This is a genomic window from Prevotella sp. lc2012, from assembly GCF_900107065.1.
GTDB lineage: Bacteria > Bacteroidota > Bacteroidia > Bacteroidales > Bacteroidaceae > Prevotella.
Genome location: NZ_FNUF01000003.1, coordinates 54,861 through 74,606 on the forward strand (window position 1 = coordinate 54,861; position 19,746 = coordinate 74,606).

Consider the following 19,746-nt stretch of genomic DNA (forward strand, 5'->3'; position numbering starts at 1 on the left):
AAACACCCATGAGCATCTGTTTGTGACAAATCTTATTCTCAGCCGAGGAGGGGGGAAACGATCTGGCAGATGGTCTCCAGATAACGACGATCGGTATCGTCGAAGGTCGACAGTTCCTTGCTGTCGATATCGAGCACGGCCATCACCTCACCAGCGGCAGAGAACAGAGGCACGACAATCTCGGAACGTGAGAGACTGCTGCAGGCGACATGGCCAGGGAACTGCTCTACGTCGGGCACAACCACCGACTCGCGGCGCTCTACCGATGCACTGCACACGCCACGTCCGAGACGGATACGCATACAAGCCACAGGGCCCTGGAACGGACCCAACAGCAGTTCGCCGTTCTCCACACGGTAGAAGCCCGTCCAGAAGAAGCCCATCGTCTCGTGGATGGCTGCACACACATTGGCCATCACACCTATGGCATTAGTCTCACCTTCGACCAAACTTCGGATCTGCTTTACGAGCAGTTTGTATTTCTCTTCTTTTTCCATAATTATTTAATGATTTGTTTGAGACGACAAAGGTACAAACAAGAACTTAGTATCATGCATCTGACAGTCAAAAACGAATACCATTCAAGAAAAAAGATGATATAGGACAAGTCAGAACAGGTCGCCCTCTACCATCTGGTCTTCACGGGAGAAGCGGATACGGGGCACAGGAGACTCTGCCGTTTCAGAGGCACGGTCGGAAGGTGCGTGACTGCGGGTCAGATAGTCGGCCAACCTCAGGAGTGATGTCATCAACACATCTATCAGTCTGTCCATCTGCTGATATCACGAGGTTAATGCCTGTTGACTGTCTCTGCACTGTCGAGTGCATTGAGGTATCCGTTTACCAGTCCGACGAGGGCGATAGAGATCAGGAAGATGCAAAATAAACCAGCCATAGTCTTATTACTTTTTTAGTTGTACAATCATGTTATCGGATGCAAAGATAAAACGAGGGTGTACCATAAGTTGATACACCCTCGTATTTTTTCTAAAAAAAGTATTTCTACTGATATCTGGCACGTAAGGCATCCACTTGTTGCAGGAACCTCTGACGGAGGTCCTGAGGCTGGAGCACCTCCAAGCCGTCGCCATGCGAGAGGAGCGTGCCGATGAAGTCGGCCGTAGGACGGATGTCGAAGGAGAAGTCAGCATACGTATCGGTCGATGCAACCTCGCGCTGTGACCGATGGAGCGGCAAGGTGCGCAAGTAGTCGGGCGTCCGGCCATAGGCACGAACGACGACATGCGCCATAGGCGTCTCGTCGGTCAGCACCCCGAAATACTCGGAGAAATAAGCCTGGGGCGAGAAATCGTCAGGCATCTTGAAGGTCTCGTCGGTCAGCGTGACGGTCGTCATCCGGTCCAGTGAGTAGGTGGCGAAATGACGGCCCGTAAAGGCCAGCAGGTACCACCGCTGGTGGAACAGCTTCAGGGCATAGGGCGCCACGGTCTTCTCGTAGCTGTCGGCCCCGAAGCGCCGATAGCCGATGGTAATGATCTTATTGGTCTTGATGGCCCGGATGATGGTCTGGAGGAACTCTTCTCCGGCAGGTACATCCTCGAGGATGATACGCTCTTGAACGGAAAGCCCGTCGGAGAGCACACCGCCGACGGTAAGCGTGGAGAGCATCCACCGCTCCATCGTATCGTCGTCGAGCACCTCGGGGTTATAGATATAGTACCTGTAGCCATCCTGCGCGTCGCACTCGATGACGATGCCGAACATGTCGAGGATGGCATCGCGGTGACGGTTGAACGAGGACCGGGAAAGCGGGTTACCGTCGGCGACCTCGTCGTCGACCCACCGCTGACTGAGTTCGTCGAGCGTCATCTTCTTATAGCGCCGCAGCGTGTTGACCAGCCAGATATACTGGTGGAAGATCATGGAGGGTTTCATCTACTCGTCGGGCAGGAAGAGCGGATCCTCGGGCATCACCATCACCGGCTCGGTCTCGGCTGCCTTCAGGATCTTCTCGGAAACATACTTCTTGTTGACCACCAGACGGAACATATACTCACGGAACCAACGGTCGGTCATGATCAGACAACCCTGCTGGCCCCAGGAGGCGCCCCACGAGTTCTCGACCTTCCACTTACGGGCCTTACCCTTCTCGTCGAGGTCGACGGCCGTCAGTGTCATGGCATGGGTGGAACCGCTATCGAAGGTAGAGATACGATCGGCCTTGTTCATGCCGAAGGTCGTGCCGAAGAGCGACTGATAATCGAAGTTCTCCGTGTCGGCATAGCCACGCTTACGATCGAGGAACTTACCCACGTCGTAACTGCTATAGAGCTTGCGACCGTCCTTCAATGAGGCGATGGCCATCTGCTCGATATCGTCCATCGGCAGGTTCACATACTTCCAGTTGTGCCCGTCGTAGGTGTGACGGTCATACTCTACCTCATAGGTCTTGTAATAAGGGCGACGCGGATCATTCATCGCCATGATGAACGTGCCGTTGAGCGGACCACCGACCACCTCTTGGTAGAACGACTGCGGGGTGTACTCCTTGGCACGACCGACAGCCTTGCCGTTCTTATCCTTGAAAGCATAGACGAACTTCTGCGGCGGTTCGCCGATCGTCATCTGAAGCATCTTATAGATCTGGGCCAGCATACGGGTTTTGGCCTTATCGATGGATGCCTGCTTACGGTCCTTGGCCACCATATCGCGCAACTGCAGGCCGAACTCGCGGAGCTTCGAGGCAATGAGACTGCGCGCCTTGTCGGTATTGTCGCTGGAGAACGACTCGGGCATCACCTCTGTCGGCACAAGACCGTACTTCTCCGTCAGGTCGGAGACACCACAGAAAGTGCCACCATCACTGATGGGATGATGGAAGAAGAACTGCACGCGCTGGTCGTCGATGGGCTTCTTACCCGTATCGACAACTCCCTGCAGCATCAGGTTCGCCTTCTCCAACTGATCCCAGAAGAAAAGATAGGCCTGGGAGAAGCTGATCTCTACGGAGTCGTGCTTCTGGGTGAAATTACTACGGAGCACATTGAGACCGCTGAACATCCAACAACGGCCCGACGACCGCTGGTCGGTGATCGACTGTTTCTTCGTCTCTACATTGAAATAGGTGTCGAAAGCACCTGCATTCTGGTGGTTCTTCGCCAGCGCATCAATACTATTGGCGGCAACGGCATTCACTAAGGCCTTGTTGACCGGCTCCGACACGACTTCTTTCTGAATATCTTTCAGCATCTCCTGAGAGATGCCACCAATCCTCGTCTGCGCTCCGGCTGTTGCCACGGCGCAGACGACACAAAAAACACTGATTACGTTTCGCTTCATATATGTTGTTTACTTCTTACTCGATGACACCTTCAACGTCTTGGCCGTCTTCGTTGTCTTGGCTGTAGGCACCGTGCTGGCAACCTTCGGGTTATAATACCTCAAGGCCTCAGGCATCCATCCCTGGATATTCTTGATGCGGGTAGCATCCGACGGGTGGTCGCTCAGGAACTCAGCCGTCTGGGTGGTCTTGCTGGCGGCCATGCGCTGCCAGAACGTGGTAGCCACCCGCGGGTCATAACCTGCCATAGCGGCAAAGATCAGTCCCATGTGGTCGGCCTCGTTCTCGTGGTTGCGCGAGTATTTCAGGTTCTTGAAGTTAAAGCCCTGAGCCGCGATGGCCTGTATGATGGAACTTGTGTTAGCTCCCATGCCTACCTGTCCCAATAGGGCAGCACCGATCTGCAGACCGTACTGCTGCTTGATCTGAGTACTCATCTGCTCGGCAGAATGACGGGCTACGGCATGAGCAATCTCATGTCCCAGCACGATGGCCAGCGAGGCCTCGTCCTGCGTGACGGGAAGCAGTCCTTCGTAGACACAGATGAGTCCTCCAGGCATGCACCAGGCATTGACCTGCTTGTCCTGCACGAGGTTGAAGGTCCACTTATAGTTGGCTACCTCAGAAGAGAGACCAGCGGTATTCAGGTAGTTAACCACAGCATTGGCAAGGTTCTGACCGACACGCTTCACCATCGCCGTGTTAGCAGCATTGGTCGACAGCTTGGCGGTCTTCATGAACTCCTGATACTGTTGGGTGGCCAGACTTAGTATCTGTCCATCCTCGACCATCAGATTCTGCTGACGCCCGGTAAGGGGTACCGTACGGGTTGTTCCGCAACTGACCATCAGGACAGCAACGACTGACACAAGAATAGCTTTCAGATTTTTCATATCGCAGTTATTTTAGAGTTTATGACTGCAAAATAAATAAAAAAAAACGAGACTGACAAATTATAGGCATAAAAAAGAGGCGCCCCTTTCGGAGCGCCCCTCAATAACTATCAACCATTCACTGTATTACATGTTCAAACCACGGTTGTTGATCGTTGTGTTGAGCAGTCTCAGATAAGTACGGAACTGATCCTCGGTCAGCACATAGCGCATGTGCTTAACATCGTTAACGATGGCACGATCAACGAGTGCCTTACGATTGCTCTCACCATTCAGGGCAGCGTTCTTCAGCTCAGAAGCGAATACGCGATGGATGTTGCTCACGGCCTCTTTCTGGTCGCTATCCAGACGCAGTGCATCAGCGAGCTTGTTCATATTGACATTCAGCTCGTAAGCCTCTACACTGTTCACGCTAGAAGCGCTCTCACCCTCAGCAAATGCAGTTGTCATACTCAGCATTGCTACCATTGTCAAAATCATCTTTTTCATCTTTTTACCCTTTCTTTAATTGTTTAAAATGTTATCCTGTTGCGCAGCCTTCCCGGCTTACGCTGTTTTCCCGCCTTAACGGGTTTAAGTTCAAATATCTTTTTATGTCTTTTGACGCTGCAAAGGTACGATGATTTTGAATACCAAACAAACAATAAATGAAAATTGTGTGCGATAACAGCCGTTTTGTTGATACAGGTCAACAGATTGGCTATCTATCACAATTATTGGGATTTATTCAAATATATTTGGATATTCGACCGATTATTCGTACCTTTGCACGAAAATTTGAAAAATAGACATAAAAAGAAGACATTCAAGATGGACAAACCACAAAACAGATTCATATCAGTCGTATACCAGTTATATACTATCACTGACGGGCAGAAGAACCTTGAGGAGCAGACGGGCGAAGAGCGACCGTTTGAGTTGATTACCGGCTTCGGCATCGCCCTCGACCGTTTCGAGGAGGAGGTGATCAAGCACGAGAAAGGCGCAACCTTCGACTTCACCCTCCAACCGGCAGAGGCTTTCGGCGTTTATGATCCCGAGGGTGTACACAAACTGGGACGTGAGGTCTTCACAATCAATGGGCATTTCGACCATGACAATATCTTCGAGGGCGCTGTCATCACGCTGATGGGCGCTGACGACCAGCGCTTCATGGCGAAGGTACAGAAAATCGAGGAAGACGGTGTAACCATCGACACCAACCACCCGCTGGCCGGGAAGGTGCTGAACTTCACGGGTACTGTCGTCGAGAACCGCGAGGCCACTCAGGAGGAAGTACAGGCGCTCATCAAGCAGATGACTGGCGGCTGCGGATGTGGATGTGGGCATCACCACGGTGACGGATGCGACTGCGGGCATGAGCACGGTGACGGATGCGACTGTGGGCATGAGCACGACGGCGGATGTGACTGCGACGATCATCACCATGGTGACGGATGCGGCTGCGGTCACTGCCATTAAGAAGTGATATAAAAAGGTGAGAAGTGAATACATTCGGCAATATTTTCAGACTGACCACATTTGGTGAGAGTCACGGCGAGGCCATTGGTGGAGTGGTCGACGGGATGCCTGCCGGCATTGACGTCGACGTGAAATTCATTCAGGAGGAACTGAACAGGCGCAGACCTGGTCAGAGCAAGATCACGACCTCAAGACAAGAGCCCGACCAAGTGGAGCTGTTAAGCGGTGTCTTTGAAGGGAAGTCGACAGGCTGTCCTATCGGCTTTATCGTCAGAAACACCAACCAGCACTCGCAGGACTATGAGAATATGCGCTGTCTGTTCCGTCCTTCTCATGCTGATTACACCTATTATAATAAATACGGGGTGCGAGACCACCGGGGCGGCGGTCGTTCCTCCGCTCGTATCACCATCAGTCGGTGTGTGGGTGGTGCCTTAGCCAAGATGGTGCTCCGTGAATACGGCATCAGCGTCCAGGCCTACACCTCTCAGGTGGGCGACATCGCCCTGGATCGCGACTATCACCGCTACGACCTCTCACAGACAGAGAGCAACGCTGTGCGCTGTCCTGATCCAGAGAAGGCTGCCGAGATGGAGGCTCTGATTGCCAAGGTCAAGGCTGAGGGCGACACCATCGGTGGTATCATCACCTGTGTTATCAAGGGCTGTCCTGCCGGACTGGGTGAGCCGGAATTCGGCAAGTTGCATGCAGCTCTTGGATCGGCGATGCTCAGCATCAACGCTGTCAAGGGGTTCGAGTATGGTGAGGGCTTCGACTGCGTGAACACACGCGGTTCTGAGCAGAACGATATTTTCGCACCATCGTCTGAGCAGGGTGTAACCACTCGTACGAACCATAGCGGTGGCATACAAGGAGGCATCTCAAACGGACAGGACATTTATTTCCGTGTGGCCTTTAAGCCCGTGGCTACCATCCTCAAGGAACAGGAGACTGTAGACCTGGAAGGTAACCCCACCCTCTTCACGGCTCGTGGTAGGCATGACCCGTGTGTGCTGCCCAGGGCGGTGCCCGTGGTTGAGGCAATGGCGGCAATGACTATTGCTGACTTCTACCTGTTGGGAAAGGCAGGTAAAAGATAAGAAACGCATTTTTTTTGCAAGAAAATGAGTTTTTCTCTTGGTTGATAAGAGAAAATATCGTATATTTGCATCAACATTCCGAGGGTTTGTGAAAATCCCGGTATGTATTAGTTAAGTCTAGTTTAGTTTTTGTGTTGGTTGAGGGTGGTCTATTGATCACCCTCAAATTTTTCATATCACCCCAATAATCTCCTGCACCGACTGACAACCATGACTGTCGAGCCAGTCGTTGATGCCATCGCGTACCTTAATAGATATAGCAGGATCGAGGAAGTTGGCTGTTCCGATCTCGATAGCGGTAGCACCGGCCATCAGGAACTCGATGGCATCCTTGGCGGAACTGATACCACCTAAGCCGACAACGGGAATGTTGACGGCTTTCGCCACCTGCCATACCATACGCAGGGCTACAGGCTTTACTGCAGGACCACTCAGTCCACCGGTATTGATGCTGAGCATGGTCTTCCGCCTTTCAATATCAATAGCCATTCCCATCAGCGTGTTGATGAGCGACACGGCATCGGCCCCCTCGGCCTCTACAGCACGGGCGATCTCTGTGATATCCGTCACATTGGGAGAAAGCTTCACAATAAGCGTCTTGTGGTAACGGGCACGAACAGCCTTCACCACACTGGCAGCACCGGCACACGTGACACCGAAGGCCATTCCACCGTCCTTGACGTTCGGACAGGAGATATTCAGTTCGATGGCCGGTATCTCGTCAAGTGCATCAATACGGGCTGCGCACTCGGCATAGTCCTCGGGCGAAGAACCACTGACATTAACGATCATATTCGTATCAATATCCTTGATTTGCGGATAGATATGCTCACAGAAATAGTCGACACCTTTGTTCTGAAGACCCACACAGTTCAACATCCCTTGTGCTGTCTCCACCATACGCGGGTAATCATTTCCTTCACGAGGTTTCAGTGTGGTGCCCTTGACAATGATTCCACCGATCCCATCAAGGGGCATAAAATCCGCGAACTCCAGTCCATAGCCAAAAGTTCCTGATGCTGTCATCACTGGATTCTTCAGTTCCAGTGCTCCAATCCTTACATTTAAAGCTGCCATAATAACTTCTTGATATTAAAAACAGGACCATCCTTGCATACACAGAGGTTACCCTCCGTTGTCTTCTCCACGCAACAGAGACAGGCGCCGAGGCCACAGGCCATCAGATTCTCCAAAGACACCTCACAGTCGATGTCTTCTTGGTGTGCATAACGGGCCACAGCCTTCATCATCGGCGTAGGACCGCAGGAGGCAATATGGGAAAAGCGCTCCTGACTCAGTATCGAGTGACCGGTCACAAAGCCTTTCTCTCCGGCACTGCCATCTTCTGTCGTCACGTAAACCTGACCATATTTCCTAAACTCATCGAGCATCAGAAGATCTTTAGCAGAACGGGCTCCTAACAGGAAAGTGGGCTCACCTCCCATCCGTCGGATCTCCGCACCAAGATAAAGCAAGGGTGCTACACCAACACCACCACCGACAAGCAGGAACTTCTCGTCTGTCTGCCGAGGCATCGTAAACCCATGGCCAAGAGGTAACACACAGTTCACCACGTCGCCAGTATGGAGCGAAGCCATCCAACGGGTACCTTCACCAACTGTCGCCACCAGGAGCCAAAGTTGATTATTCACCTTATCTATATAATGGATAGAGATCGGTCGACGCAGGAATGTCGATGGGGAGCCATCGACACGTACCTCTACAAACTGTCCTGGCAGCATCTCCGGAAGCGGTTGAACATCGGTGAGCTTTATCAGCACATAGCGCTCATGGATCTGCTCTACGGAGACAACAGTCAAGTCTAAAACATACTTCTTCATACTCTTTGCAAAAATTTGTTTGCAAAGATAGTGCAAAATGAACGAAAAGCCAAATTTTTAAAGAGCCTTATTTCTTAACAGGTACAAAAGTGTCCCACGTCTGATCATCATAGAAGACACGGATCTCTTGTACGCGTCGTTGCGGTTTGTCAACAATTTTAACCTCCTCGCGAATTATTTCTGGGCGTGTACTCTTTACACCATTATAATATTGTGCCCCTGTTGGAGCTGTCTGTGGGGTAGGAGATGCTGGATGATCAAAATCGAGCATCGACTGCTGAGTCACCTGAGGGGTACGAGGTGCCTGGTCTTCAACTGTCGGATCAGTCAGATACATGTCACCAGAACCAAACATCAACCAGTCGATGCTGATGTTAGGTATCTTCTTTTTGATCGACTCAACCACGTTGAGGGTAGGACGGGTACGATCATTAAAAATACTGCTAAGGGTTGCAGGTGCCAATCCGATGTAATCGGCAAAGACTTGTTGAGTCATATGCTGAGACTCCATAATTTGTCTGATACGATCCTTCATATACTAATCAAAGTGCTTTTAAGGGCTATTTTGCCTATTTTTCTTTCAGTTTACAAAGATAAAGCATTTTTTTCAAACATACAACAAAATTAAAAACAATTTAAGTTTCTTTACTTTTGGTTTTGATATTTGCATTTCATAATTATATATGTATAAAGGACTAATCTCTGGTTTAGAATTACAAACCTAAATATAAGGAAATAAACTATTACAAAGCCCTTATTTAGCTATATTAGTCAAATAACTGACTGCCAAATCGGTATTTACAAATATAAAGCACAAAAATAACGGATATGCATGTTATCATGTGGAAATAAGGCAATTAATGGGCTGTTTTTTGCAGAATAATTGCATATATGACTGATAATCCGTGTGTTATATGCTGATTTCTCCCATTGCATATTTATAAATATTCATTTATGTTTTTAGAATTCTACATTTGTAAATCACAATTCTGTCATTATCCGAAAGAGTGTTTTATCTTTTAATATATAAATATTAGATGGAATGGTTTACATTTGCAAACACAAATATAGAGAAACACGCCATTTAAAAAATGTGAAAGCCGAATCCGACAGACGAAAGTCACTCAAATTTTCGCATTTCTGGCGTTTTTCCGGCAAGCGGTGGAAAGACATAAAAATACGCGAGTTTTGAAGGGTCTAAAAACGCTCATACCCCTTGATTTTATCGGCATTTGAGCATAAAAAAAGCGCTTCTCAAAAGCGCATTTTTCTATAATTCTAGCAAAGAAAAGTGGCTATTTTAGTGCAAAATATAAAAAATCAGCTCTTTCATCAGCTCTCCTGGAGGGGTATTTGGGTTATCCAATCCCTTACTTTTGGCGTCAATCTCTCTCATCTTGGAAATAATCTGCATCACCTTCATTCCTGCATAGTTTCTCATGCCAGTCATGTAGTCTTTGGCAGCCCATGGAGATCTCAATTCCAACCATTCTGCAACCGCTTCTTGACTCTTATTATTCGGTGCGTAGTATGCAATCATCAAGTTTTGGAAATAATTAAAGAGCATTGGGAGAAAAGAGTAGATGCTACCAGCCTTTGGATTTTCGTCAAAATATTTTATCATCAGGTTTGCCTTATAAACATTCTTGCTCACAATGGCATCTCTCAGTTCGAAGCCATTGAAGTCCTTACTGATGCCTATCTGATCCTCAACAATTTGAGGCGTCACTCTCCTATCCTGTTCGGGCAAAGAAATCATGAGTTTCTCCAACTCACCAGTCAACCGACTCAAATCCGCTCCAATATTATCCGCAATCATCTGTACCGACTTCGGATCGATACTCACCTGATGATTCTGTAGATAACTCTCTATATACACGGGAAGATCTCTGTCTCGTAACTTTTTGCTCTCAAAGAGTACACCTGCAGTCTGAATCGACTTCACATATTCCTTTTTTCGTCCATCGATAGTACCATTCTTATGGCACATGACAAGAATCGTAGACTTCAAAGGTGCCTTGAAGTATTTCTCCAGCGCTTCTGTATTCTTCACATTCTGTGCCTCTTTTACAATTAGGACCTGGAATTCCGACATCATCGGGTAGCGCCGGGCTGCATCAGCAATCTGCGAAGCCGTCGTATCTGAGCCGAACAGAATAGTTTGATTGAAATCGCGCTCTTCCGGCAGCAGTACGTGATCGGCAATGTAATCAGCAATCTGATCGATATAATACGGCTCATCACCCATCAGATAATAGACAGGCATGAATTTCCGCGCTTTCAAATCACGCATGATGGTTTCGAAACTCACATTTTTTGCTTCCGGCATAACGTTATTCAAATAATTATTTGTACTTTTGCGATTGCAAAGTTAGTGCAAATCGAGTAAAAAAGCAAAATAATCGAGATTATTTTATCCTCGTATTACCATCAAATCATCATAAACTATCAGAATGTACGAATTGAATCTTCCTCCATATCCTATCAAACTGCAAGAGAAAGACGGAAAACGAATGATTCTGGACTTCCTACGCAGGAAGTACGTGGCTTTAACGCCAGAGGAATGGGTACGCCAGCATTTCGTACATTTTCTAGTCGATCACAAAGGATATCCTCAAGGTCTGTTGGCCAACGAGGTAGAGCTTAAGATTGGTGACAAACGACTTCGCTGCGACACCTTATTATATAATAAAGAAGCTCGTCCACGAATGATTATTGAATACAAAGCCCCAACAGTAGCACTTCAGCAGAAAACCTTCGATCAGATATCTATCTATAATCATCTATTGAAAGCGGATTATCTGATTATCAGCAATGGTCTGCAGCACTATTGCTGTAAAATGAATATCCCCCAGCGAAGCTATTGCTTCCTGGAGGATATTCCTGATTATGAAAATCTATGACTTAATCCATGTCATTGGCATCGGTCGACTTCTTAGAAGAAGCTGACTTGCGGATAGAGCGCTTACGCGTCTTCTTCTCCTCGCCTGTTGTCTTGTCGATCTTCACACCTGCCAGTTCGGGGTCAATCATAATACGACCACAATACTCGCATACGATGATCTTCTTATGCATCTTGATATCAAGTTGACGCTGAGGTGGAATCTTATTAAAGCAACCACCGCAAGCATCACGCTGTACATAGACAACGCCCAGACCATTACGAGCATTCTTACGGATACGTTTGAAAGAAGTCAGCAAGCGATTCTCGATCTTTGACTCCAGATCCTTCACCTTCTCTTTCAACTTTTCTTCCTCGGCACGTGTCTCAGCCATAATCTCGTCAAGTTCACTCTTCTTTACCTCGAGATCAGCCTGGCGATCCTTGATAACCTCTTCGTTCTCGGCCAACTCCTGCTGCTTCTCCTGAATACGATTATTGGCCTCACGAATCTTCTTATTACAGAGTTCAATCTCCAACGTCTGGAACTCGATCTCCTTACTCAGAGTATCATATTCGCGGTTATTCTTTACATCGTTCAGCTGGTTCTTATAACGCTCCACGCTAGCCTTAGCATCCTCAATCTCACCGTTCTTCTGAGTGACGGCATGCTTGAACTCATCGATCTCATTCTTAATCTTCTCAATACGAGTGGTCAGACCCTCAATCTCATCTTCCAGGTCTTGTACTTCCAGAGGCAACTCACCCCTCAACGCACGCTTCTCGTCAATGGCTGAGAGCGCGGACTGAAGCTGATACAAGGTTTTCAGCTTCTCTTCTACTGACAAATCTGTCGGATCTTTCTTTGCCATAATCTTTTACGTTTTTATATACAATCAACTTTTCTTCTATAAATACAATATCGGATTCGTTACCGTCTCCGCTATCTCTGTCTTCACATCAGGACATTCCCTTTGGATTATCTCCTGGAAAATCTCTGCCGTAAACTGTTCGCTCTGGTAGTGGCCGATGACGCAGATCTGTATTTGCTGCTCATAGCCAAAATATTGATGATAGTGCATCTCACCTGTGATAAAAGCATCAGCACCAGTCTTAACGGCCTCGTCAAGTAGGAAATCGCCAGCTCCTCCACAGATTGCCACCCGCTGTATAGGACGCCGCAGCAGTTCGTTGCACATTGCACACTCCACGTCAAAGGTCTTTTTTACCTTCAACACGAAATCATCGGCGGCCATGGGCTCAACAAGTATGCCGACGGCACCACTTCCTCCCTCCAAGCCATCAACGCTCTTCGGGGCGAAAAAATGCACATCCTGGAGTCCCAATTTCTGGGCGATACGGAAATTCACGCCACCATGAGCATTATCGATATTCGTATGCATGGAGATAACACAGAGCTTATTCTGAATGACCTTCATCACCGTACGCTGAACATCTGTCATGTCACTAATGGTCTTCAGGCCGCGGAACAACAACGGATGATGGGACACAATCAAGTTGCATCCTTTACACACTGCTTCGTCGACAATCTTTTCGTTGACGTCCAGACACAATAATGCCCCTGAAACCTCCGTCTCTGTCAATCCTACCTGCAAGCCAGCATTATCCCAACTTTCTTGCAAGGGCAGAGGCGCGAATTGTTCAAGGGCGCTCAAGACCTCCTTAATCTTCACGGCTGCAAAATTACAAAGAAAAGACGAGACATCATCCCGGCCTTTCCATTAATTAAGGGTTTTTAACTCTTTACCAGTCAGATAGTCGGGCTTCGGCTTCCACTTTCCGCTCTGTTTCATCCTCTAATGAAGGGAAGAAATCAATACCCGTCAACCGTTCTACCTCATCAACCGTCCTCACAGCCTCCTCCATCACTTGCTTCCTACCCTCATTCCTATAGACGAACCCTATAGCTTTGGGAGTTCCTCTTCTGCAAAGGATGACTTTAAAAAAAGCATCTGGAACCCACACTTTATTCTTTCCTATGGTCTTCTGAGTCTCTGGTTTTCCATAAAGGGGACCACAGACAATATCTACAGCGCCATATTTTCTAGCCCAGTCGCGACAAAGAATCTCCAAATCATTCCACTCGTACTTGTTGAGTCCATGATTCTGCGGACAGATGTTCGTGAAAAGGAAAGATTGAGTCATGGCCTCCTGACTCCACTTATTATCACCAGCCGGACACATGTGTCCCCTATCGTAGCGTGAATTGTAATAGTCTTGATCCGTAGCTCTTGGCAAACGGACATCCTCATCCTCTGAGAACACCTCCTGCGCACGCTGATGGTTTCCTCTTGTATGATCTTTCGTCAGATGCCATGCTACCCAGTTCGGGTTCTTCGTCTGACGATTGTATGAGGCCGTATAACCCACCCTCCTCAGAATCTGTTCCGGACGATCCTTTAGGGAAGCCGGCATCTCATACATTACGACAACTTTCGCTTTCTCATTATATGAGACCGGGGCTTTCTTCAGAGCCGGCGACATGAATGATGACCGAACAGGAGAACCTCCTTTTCTTTTCTGTTCCTGACATGAGACCATCACCAATGCCAATCCCAACACCCAGATTATATGTTTCCAATTATTTATCATACCTCAATTCAAACGATGTTCTATTTTTATATTTTTGCCCGTTCAAGAATACGGTCAACAAGAAAAATTGTGACCGCGAGAGAAAGGATAGAAGCAGCCACACAACCGGTCGTCATGAGAAGCATCAGTATGAAGGCATTAACAGCCGACATGCCTCCCATAAAAATGCCGACCAACAGCAACGGCATGGAGGTGAGACCAAGTACAGATAAATTCGCGATGGTTGGTGAGACGACTGCCAGCAGACTACGACGCAGGAAAGGCTGTAGGGATTTCAGACGGGAGAAACCATTGCCTCTTAGGAACTCATACTGTTGTCCATCGGTCTTTAAGGCAGAAAGGTAGGTATTCAACCCACGTATCATCATCGCGGTAACATGTCCCATCAATAAGGCCATAACAGGAACGAACCAATGGGCATCGAAAGTCCGAACGGGGAGTACTATCGCCAACAACCACACTCCTACCAAGAACACCCCTGTCAATAGTCCGCCACTAACAGCAAGCATCGGTCGGCCGACATCAAGTTCGCAACGTTTCAGCACCAGCCATCCCGATACAACAGACATCACCACCAACCAAGTTATCAAGAGCCAAGGACTGTTGACTTTGATCAATCCCCATACTATCAGACAGAGAACGAGCAGTTGTACTATCATACGACCGACAGCTATGCCAAACGATTTTAACATCTGTTTCTCCAAGAAATATAACGCACCTACAGGGATTGCCAGTAAAAGCAATCCGAGAAATACATGTATAATCATATCTGTATTCATCTCTCCATCATATCTAAGTTTATCACTTGATCTGCACAACCGACTATCTGCGATTGACTGCTGACCACCAAAACGGTTTTCCCTACCCTAACCAGACTCCTCAATAAGTCTAACACATGCCTTGTATGTTCGGGTAGAAGATGATCGGCAAACTCATCAACTATAAATATCTGTTTATCCTCGGCCTTCTGTATCGTCAGTTCCGTCAGGCGAACGATATCTTCTGACGACAGAGGTTCTGGTTGTGACTCTGGAGTCACGGAAGGCAGCAGATTGTTCCATACCCCATACTCGTCTTCCTCACAAGAAGGAGCCTCTGGTACAATCAATTGTCGAGTCAACATCTTACACTCCTGAGGCAGATAGGTCATCATCCTGCGGTAAACGTGTGCAGAGCGGACCGTCAGCAATTCTCCATCGACACTGACGAATCCTTCTTTGGTTGGCATGAACCCCATCAGAGTACGTAGCAGTGTCGTCTTACCAACACCTGACCTTCCTGTGATACAGGTCAATTGCCCATCCTTGGCCATAAACGACAAGTTCTTTAGCAGTATCTTCTCCTCAGCAGCGATAGATACATCTTTTACCTCTAACATAGGTACTGTTCAATTTTTGCAGCAAAATTATAAATTATTCTCAATTTATTTGTACCTTTGCAGCAAATTTTTCAATTTGGGCACAAAAAACGATACTCAAGGATGGCGCTTGCCGGCCGAATGGGAGCCCCAATGGGGAGTGCAGTTGACGTGGCCGCATGCCGGCACCGATTGGGCTCCTATGCTCAACGAGATTATCGCCACCTACGAAGAGATTGCTCGAGAGATTGCCCTTCGTGAGGAATTGCTCATTGTTGGTCCAACGGATCCTGCTCTCCCATTCCTCCATTACCACTTCTCCTCTCTACCATCAAACGACACCTGGGCACGTGATCATGGTTTTATCACCATTACAAATAGTCATGGTGAACGACGACTGATGGACTTTCGATTTAACGGATGGGGTGATAAATTCCCTGCCGAATTAGACAACGCCTTGAATCGTCAGCTCCATGATGCTGGTGTTATTAAGGGAACATACGTCAACTGCCTCAACTTCGTACTAGAAGGAGGTTCCATTGAAAGCGATGGGAAGGGAACGATTTTTACGACCACTGGCTGTCTGTTGGCTCCCCACAGGAATCAACCGCTGACGAAACAAGAGATCGAGAAGTATCTAAAGGATAAACTCTGTGCCAAACGGATTCTTTGGATTGACCACGGTAATCTGAGTGGTGACGATACCGACGGACATATTGACACACTCGTACGCATCTGTCCTGACGACACGCTCCTTTATGTTGGCTGCGACGATACTGCTGACGAGCAATATGAAGAACTGCGACTGATGGAGCAGCAGCTCATGACTTTCCAAACATTAGAAGGCAAGCCATACCGGCTTATCAAGCTCCCCATGCCACGTCCCATATACGAAGAAGGTGAACGTCTACCAGCCACCTATGCCAACTTCCTGATCATCAACGAGGCTGTGCTCTGTCCTACGTACGGTCAGCCAGATTTAGATACAGAAGCATTGCGCCTCATCAGAGAAGCCTTCCCTAATCACAAGATAGTAGGCATTGATTGTCGGAGCATTATCAAACAACATGGAAGTCTGCATTGCTGTACGATGCAGTTTCCGGAAATCGGAGAAAGAAGATGAAAGAACTCAAGATCGGATTCCTGCAGCAGCATAATACTGCAGACACAAAAGACAACCTTCTCCGCCTTGCGGAAGGTATCGGTGACCTCGCAAAAAGAGGTGCCCAGTTGATCGTTTTGCAAGAATTACACAACTCTCTTTATTTCTGTCAGACTGAGGATGTCAACAACTTCGATCTTGCAGAGCCGATACCAGGACCATCGACGCAGTTCTTCGGCGACCTCGCACGTCAATTCGGTGTGGTCATCGTCACATCACTCTTTGAACGCCGTGCGGCAGGCCTATACCATAACACTGCTGTCGTCATAGAGAATGATGGCAGCATCGCTGGTATATATAGGAAAATGCATATTCCCGATGATCCCGCATATTATGAGAAGTTCTATTTCACACCTGGCGATCTCGGATTTCATCCGATACAGACATCTGTCGGGTGTCTTGGCGTCATGGTCTGCTGGGATCAGTGGTATCCTGAGGGAGCCCGACTGATGGCCCTTCAGGGAGCAGACTTGCTCATCTATCCAACCGCTATCGGTTATGAGCCCAGTGATGCACCCGATGAACAGGAACGACAACGTCGAGCTTGGCAGACTGTACAGCGCGGTCATGCCGTTGCGAACGGACTTCCTGTCGTTGCTATCAACCGTGTCGGTTGGGAAGAATGCGGAAGTTCCGGCATCCAGTTCTGGGGAACCTCTTTCGTTGCCGGCCCTCAGGGAGAGATTCTCTACGAGGCCTCAACAGATGAAGAAGAGAGTGTTATCGTTGCCATCGACCTCCAACACTCCGAACAAGTACGACGCTGGTGGCCCTTCCTGCGAGACCGTCGTATTGATGCCTACGACGACCTTCCCCGGAGATTCATTGATCAGACTAAGTAAATATCATATATTCTCAAAAAGCAAAACTTCAAACAACCATAAAAAAAGATGTCAAATCAACTGAGATTCCAAGTAGTAGAAGAGGCCTTTAAGAAAAAGGCTGTCGAGGTTCCGACCCCATCCGAACGTCCCTCGGCATATTTTGGCAAGTATGTATTCAGTCGCGACAAGATGTTCAAGTATCTGCCTAATAGGATATACAATAAACTCATTGACGTGATTGACAACGGAGCACGACTTGACCGTAGCATTGCCGATGCTGTTGCAGAAGGTATGAAGAAATGGGCCATGGAAATGGGTGCTACACATTATACCCACTGGTTCCAGCCTCTCACCGAGGGCACTGCCGAGAAACATGATGCCTTTGTCGAACATGACGGCAAGGGTGGTATGGTAGAGAACTTCAGCGGTAAACTGCTTGTCCAACAAGAGCCCGACGCATCCTCGTTCCCGAATGGCGGCATCCGTAATACCTTCGAAGCGCGCGGCTATAGTGCATGGGATCCCACTTCGCCTGTCTTCATCATTGACGACACATTATGTATACCTACAATATTCATTGCATACACTGGAGAAGCGCTCGATTATAAAGCGCCCCTACTTCGTTCTCTCCACGCTGTTGACAAAGCAGCCACGGACGTATGTCGTTATTTCTACGACGATGTCAAAAAGGTGCAGGTAAACCTCGGATGGGAACAAGAATATTTCCTGGTTGATGAAGGTCTCTATTCTGCCCGTCCCGATCTGATGCTCACCGGACGTACATTAATGGGGCATGAGAGCGCGAAAAACCAACAGATGGACGACCACTATTTTGGTACGATTCCAGACCGAGTACAGGCATTCATGAAGGATTTGGAGATTCAGGCACTCGAACTTGCCATTCCTTGTAAGACACGTCATAACGAGGTGGCTCCCAACCAGTTTGAGCTCGCTCCCATCTTCGAGGAATGTAATCTGGCTGTCGACCATAATATGCTGTTGATGTCGCTCATGAAGCGCGTGGCACACAATCATGGTTTCCGTGTACTGCTCCACGAGAAGCCTTTCGATGGTATTAACGGTTCTGGAAAGCATAACAACTGGAGTCTCTCCACTGATACTGGCGTACTGCTCCATGCACCGGGAAAGAGTCAGGAAGATCGCGCTGCCGATAAAGATGCTGTAGCCAAAGAGAACCTCCGCTTCGTCACCTTCATCGTGGAGACACTGATGGCTGTCTATCGTCATAATGGGTTACTGAAGGCCTCCATCATGAGTGCAACCAACGCTCACCGTCTTGGAGGGAACGAAGCACCTCCCGCAATCATCAGTTCGTTCCTTGGTAAACAACTCAACGAGCTACTCGATCATATTGAGCTCTCCGACCGAGACGATCTCTTCAACCTCAAGGGCAAACAGGGCATGGAGATTGACATCCCACAGATCCCCGATCTGATTATCGACAATACCGACCGAAACCGGACATCTCCCTTTGCCTTCACGGGCAACCGTTTTGAGTTCCGCGCACCCGGTTCTTCATCCAACTGTGCCTCTGCCATGATTGCCCTCAACTCTGCAATGGCAGAAGCACTTCAGAGTTTCAAGAAACGCGTTGATGAACGTATCGCTCAGGGTGACAGCAAACTGTCTGCAATTCTTGACATCCTCCGTGAGGATATCAAGATCTGTAAACCTGTCCGCTTCGATGGAAATGGCTATAGTGAAGCATGGGTTGAGGAAGCCGAACGTCGTGGTCTCGATGTCGAGAATTCATGCCCTATCATCTATGAGCACTACCTTGATGAATCAAGCGTTCATATGTTCGAGTCTACGAAGGTGATGAACCGCAAGGAGTTGGAAGCACGCAACGAGGTAAAATGGGAAACCTACGTCAAGACTGTACAGATTGAAGCACGCGTCATGGGCGACTTGTCTATGAACCATATCATTCCTGTCTCCACCCATTATCAGAGTCAGCTGATCAAAAATGTTCAGGGCATGAAAGATGTCTTCCCTGCCGATGAGGCTTACCGTCTCTCTGCCCGTAACCTGAAGCTGATTCAGGAGATTGCGGAGCGAACTGAACGTATAGAACAGTTTGTTGAGGAACTGACAGATGCACGTCGTGTTGCAAATCGTATCCAGAGCATTCATGAGCGCGCCATTGCCTACCATGATACCGTCTGCCCAAAGATGGATGCCATCCGTAACGAGATCGACCATCTGGAACTGATTGTCGAGGACGGTCTCTGGAGTTTGCCCAAGTACCGCGAACTGCTATTCATCCGTTAGGACGAGACCCCTAAAAATGAT

General features: G+C 48.3%; 21 protein-coding genes. 6 read left to right on the forward strand and 15 right to left on the reverse strand.

Annotated elements, in window-relative coordinates; translation table 11 throughout:
• Positions 1-38: 38 nt before the first annotated feature.
• The 6 genes from BLU99_RS06825 to BLU99_RS06845 form a co-directional block, all read right to left on the reverse strand.
• Positions 39-497, reverse strand: coding sequence for a GAF domain-containing protein (locus tag BLU99_RS06825; protein ID WP_091900477.1), 459 nt, complete (start codon positions 495-497; stop codon positions 39-41).
• Positions 498-608: 111 nt separating this feature from the next.
• Entirely contained in the window at positions 609-773 is a 165-nt protein-coding gene (locus tag BLU99_RS12255) for a hypothetical protein (RefSeq protein WP_176771069.1), read from the reverse strand.
• A gap of 229 nt (positions 774-1,002) precedes the next feature.
• Positions 1,003-1,896: a helix-turn-helix transcriptional regulator gene (locus BLU99_RS06830; RefSeq protein WP_091900479.1), complete on the reverse strand. Its 894-nt coding sequence runs from the start codon at positions 1,894-1,896 to the stop codon at positions 1,003-1,005.
• Positions 1,897-3,300, reverse strand: a complete 1,404-nt coding sequence (locus BLU99_RS06835; RefSeq protein WP_091900481.1) for a C1 family peptidase — start codon at positions 3,298-3,300, stop codon at positions 1,897-1,899. It lies immediately after the preceding gene.
• A 9-nt stretch (positions 3,301-3,309) separates the two neighbouring features.
• A complete protein-coding gene (locus tag BLU99_RS06840) occupies positions 3,310-4,194 on the reverse strand; it encodes a M48 family metallopeptidase (RefSeq protein WP_091900483.1) in 885 nt (294 codons plus the stop codon).
• Between the two features lie 126 nt (positions 4,195-4,320).
• Entirely contained in the window at positions 4,321-4,683 is a 363-nt protein-coding gene (locus tag BLU99_RS06845; RefSeq protein WP_091900485.1) for a hypothetical protein, read from the reverse strand.
• Between the two features lie 321 nt (positions 4,684-5,004).
• Between BLU99_RS06845 and BLU99_RS06850 the strand changes: the two genes are divergently transcribed.
• The gene (locus tag BLU99_RS06850; protein ID WP_091901104.1) at positions 5,005-5,655 is read left to right on the forward strand and encodes an FKBP-type peptidyl-prolyl cis-trans isomerase; all 651 of its coding nucleotides are present in this window, start codon (positions 5,005-5,007) and stop codon (positions 5,653-5,655) included.
• Positions 5,656-5,678: 23 nt separating this feature from the next.
• A complete protein-coding gene (aroC, locus tag BLU99_RS06855) occupies positions 5,679-6,755 on the forward strand; it encodes a chorismate synthase (RefSeq protein ID WP_091900487.1) in 1,077 nt (358 codons plus the stop codon).
• Positions 6,756-6,926: 171 nt separating this feature from the next.
• Here aroC and BLU99_RS06860 read toward each other — a convergent pair whose 3' ends face one another.
• The 4 genes from BLU99_RS06860 to holA form a co-directional block, all read right to left on the reverse strand.
• Complete coding sequence (locus BLU99_RS06860; RefSeq protein WP_091900489.1) at positions 6,927-7,832, reverse strand: dihydroorotate dehydrogenase; 906 nt, start codon at positions 7,830-7,832, stop codon at positions 6,927-6,929.
• Positions 7,820-8,596, reverse strand: a complete 777-nt coding sequence (locus tag BLU99_RS06865) for a dihydroorotate dehydrogenase electron transfer subunit (RefSeq protein WP_091900490.1) — start codon at positions 8,594-8,596, stop codon at positions 7,820-7,822. The genes BLU99_RS06860 and BLU99_RS06865 overlap by 13 nt, the downstream gene beginning before the upstream one ends.
• A gap of 67 nt (positions 8,597-8,663) precedes the next feature.
• Complete coding sequence (locus BLU99_RS06870; protein ID WP_091900492.1) at positions 8,664-9,131, reverse strand: helix-turn-helix domain-containing protein; 468 nt, start codon at positions 9,129-9,131, stop codon at positions 8,664-8,666.
• A gap of 765 nt (positions 9,132-9,896) precedes the next feature.
• Positions 9,897-10,925, reverse strand: a complete 1,029-nt coding sequence (gene holA, locus BLU99_RS06875; RefSeq protein ID WP_091900494.1) for a DNA polymerase III subunit delta — start codon at positions 10,923-10,925, stop codon at positions 9,897-9,899.
• A 124-nt stretch (positions 10,926-11,049) separates the two neighbouring features.
• Here holA and BLU99_RS06880 point away from each other — a divergent pair, with 124 nt between their 5' ends.
• On the forward strand, positions 11,050-11,499 hold the full coding sequence (locus BLU99_RS06880; protein ID WP_091900496.1) for a type I restriction enzyme HsdR N-terminal domain-containing protein: 450 nt from the start codon (positions 11,050-11,052) through the stop codon (positions 11,497-11,499).
• Position 11,500: 1 nt separating this feature from the next.
• Here BLU99_RS06880 and BLU99_RS06885 read toward each other — a convergent pair whose 3' ends face one another.
• The 5 genes from BLU99_RS06885 to BLU99_RS06905 form a co-directional block, all read right to left on the reverse strand.
• Complete coding sequence (locus BLU99_RS06885; RefSeq protein WP_091900498.1) at positions 11,501-12,349, reverse strand: zinc ribbon domain-containing protein; 849 nt, start codon at positions 12,347-12,349, stop codon at positions 11,501-11,503.
• A gap of 36 nt (positions 12,350-12,385) precedes the next feature.
• Complete coding sequence (locus tag BLU99_RS06890; protein WP_091900500.1) at positions 12,386-13,171, reverse strand: Nif3-like dinuclear metal center hexameric protein; 786 nt, start codon at positions 13,169-13,171, stop codon at positions 12,386-12,388.
• Positions 13,172-13,241: 70 nt separating this feature from the next.
• On the reverse strand, positions 13,242-14,090 hold the full coding sequence (locus BLU99_RS06895) for a DNA/RNA non-specific endonuclease (RefSeq protein ID WP_091900502.1): 849 nt from the start codon (positions 14,088-14,090) through the stop codon (positions 13,242-13,244).
• A 26-nt stretch (positions 14,091-14,116) separates the two neighbouring features.
• Positions 14,117-14,857, reverse strand: a complete 741-nt coding sequence (locus BLU99_RS06900) for an ABC transporter permease (RefSeq protein WP_176771070.1) — start codon at positions 14,855-14,857, stop codon at positions 14,117-14,119.
• An 8-nt stretch (positions 14,858-14,865) separates the two neighbouring features.
• Complete coding sequence (locus tag BLU99_RS06905) at positions 14,866-15,468, reverse strand: ATP-binding cassette domain-containing protein (protein WP_091901107.1); 603 nt, start codon at positions 15,466-15,468, stop codon at positions 14,866-14,868.
• 76 nt (positions 15,469-15,544) lie between these two features.
• Between BLU99_RS06905 and BLU99_RS06910 the strand changes: the two genes are divergently transcribed.
• The 3 genes from BLU99_RS06910 to BLU99_RS06920 are packed head-to-tail and all read left to right on the forward strand — an operon-like array spanning position 15,545 to position 19,725.
• Positions 15,545-16,570: an agmatine deiminase family protein gene (locus BLU99_RS06910; protein WP_255397487.1), complete on the forward strand. Its 1,026-nt coding sequence runs from the start codon at positions 15,545-15,547 to the stop codon at positions 16,568-16,570.
• The gene (locus BLU99_RS06915) at positions 16,567-17,451 is read left to right on the forward strand and encodes a carbon-nitrogen hydrolase (protein WP_091900508.1); all 885 of its coding nucleotides are present in this window, start codon (positions 16,567-16,569) and stop codon (positions 17,449-17,451) included. The genes BLU99_RS06910 and BLU99_RS06915 overlap by 4 nt, the downstream gene beginning before the upstream one ends.
• 48 nt (positions 17,452-17,499) lie before the next feature.
• Positions 17,500-19,725 carry a glutamine synthetase III family protein gene (locus BLU99_RS06920; protein WP_091900510.1) on the forward strand — a complete coding sequence of 742 codons (2,226 nt, stop codon included), beginning with the start codon at positions 17,500-17,502 and terminating at the stop codon, positions 19,723-19,725.
• Positions 19,726-19,746 lie beyond the last annotated feature (21 nt).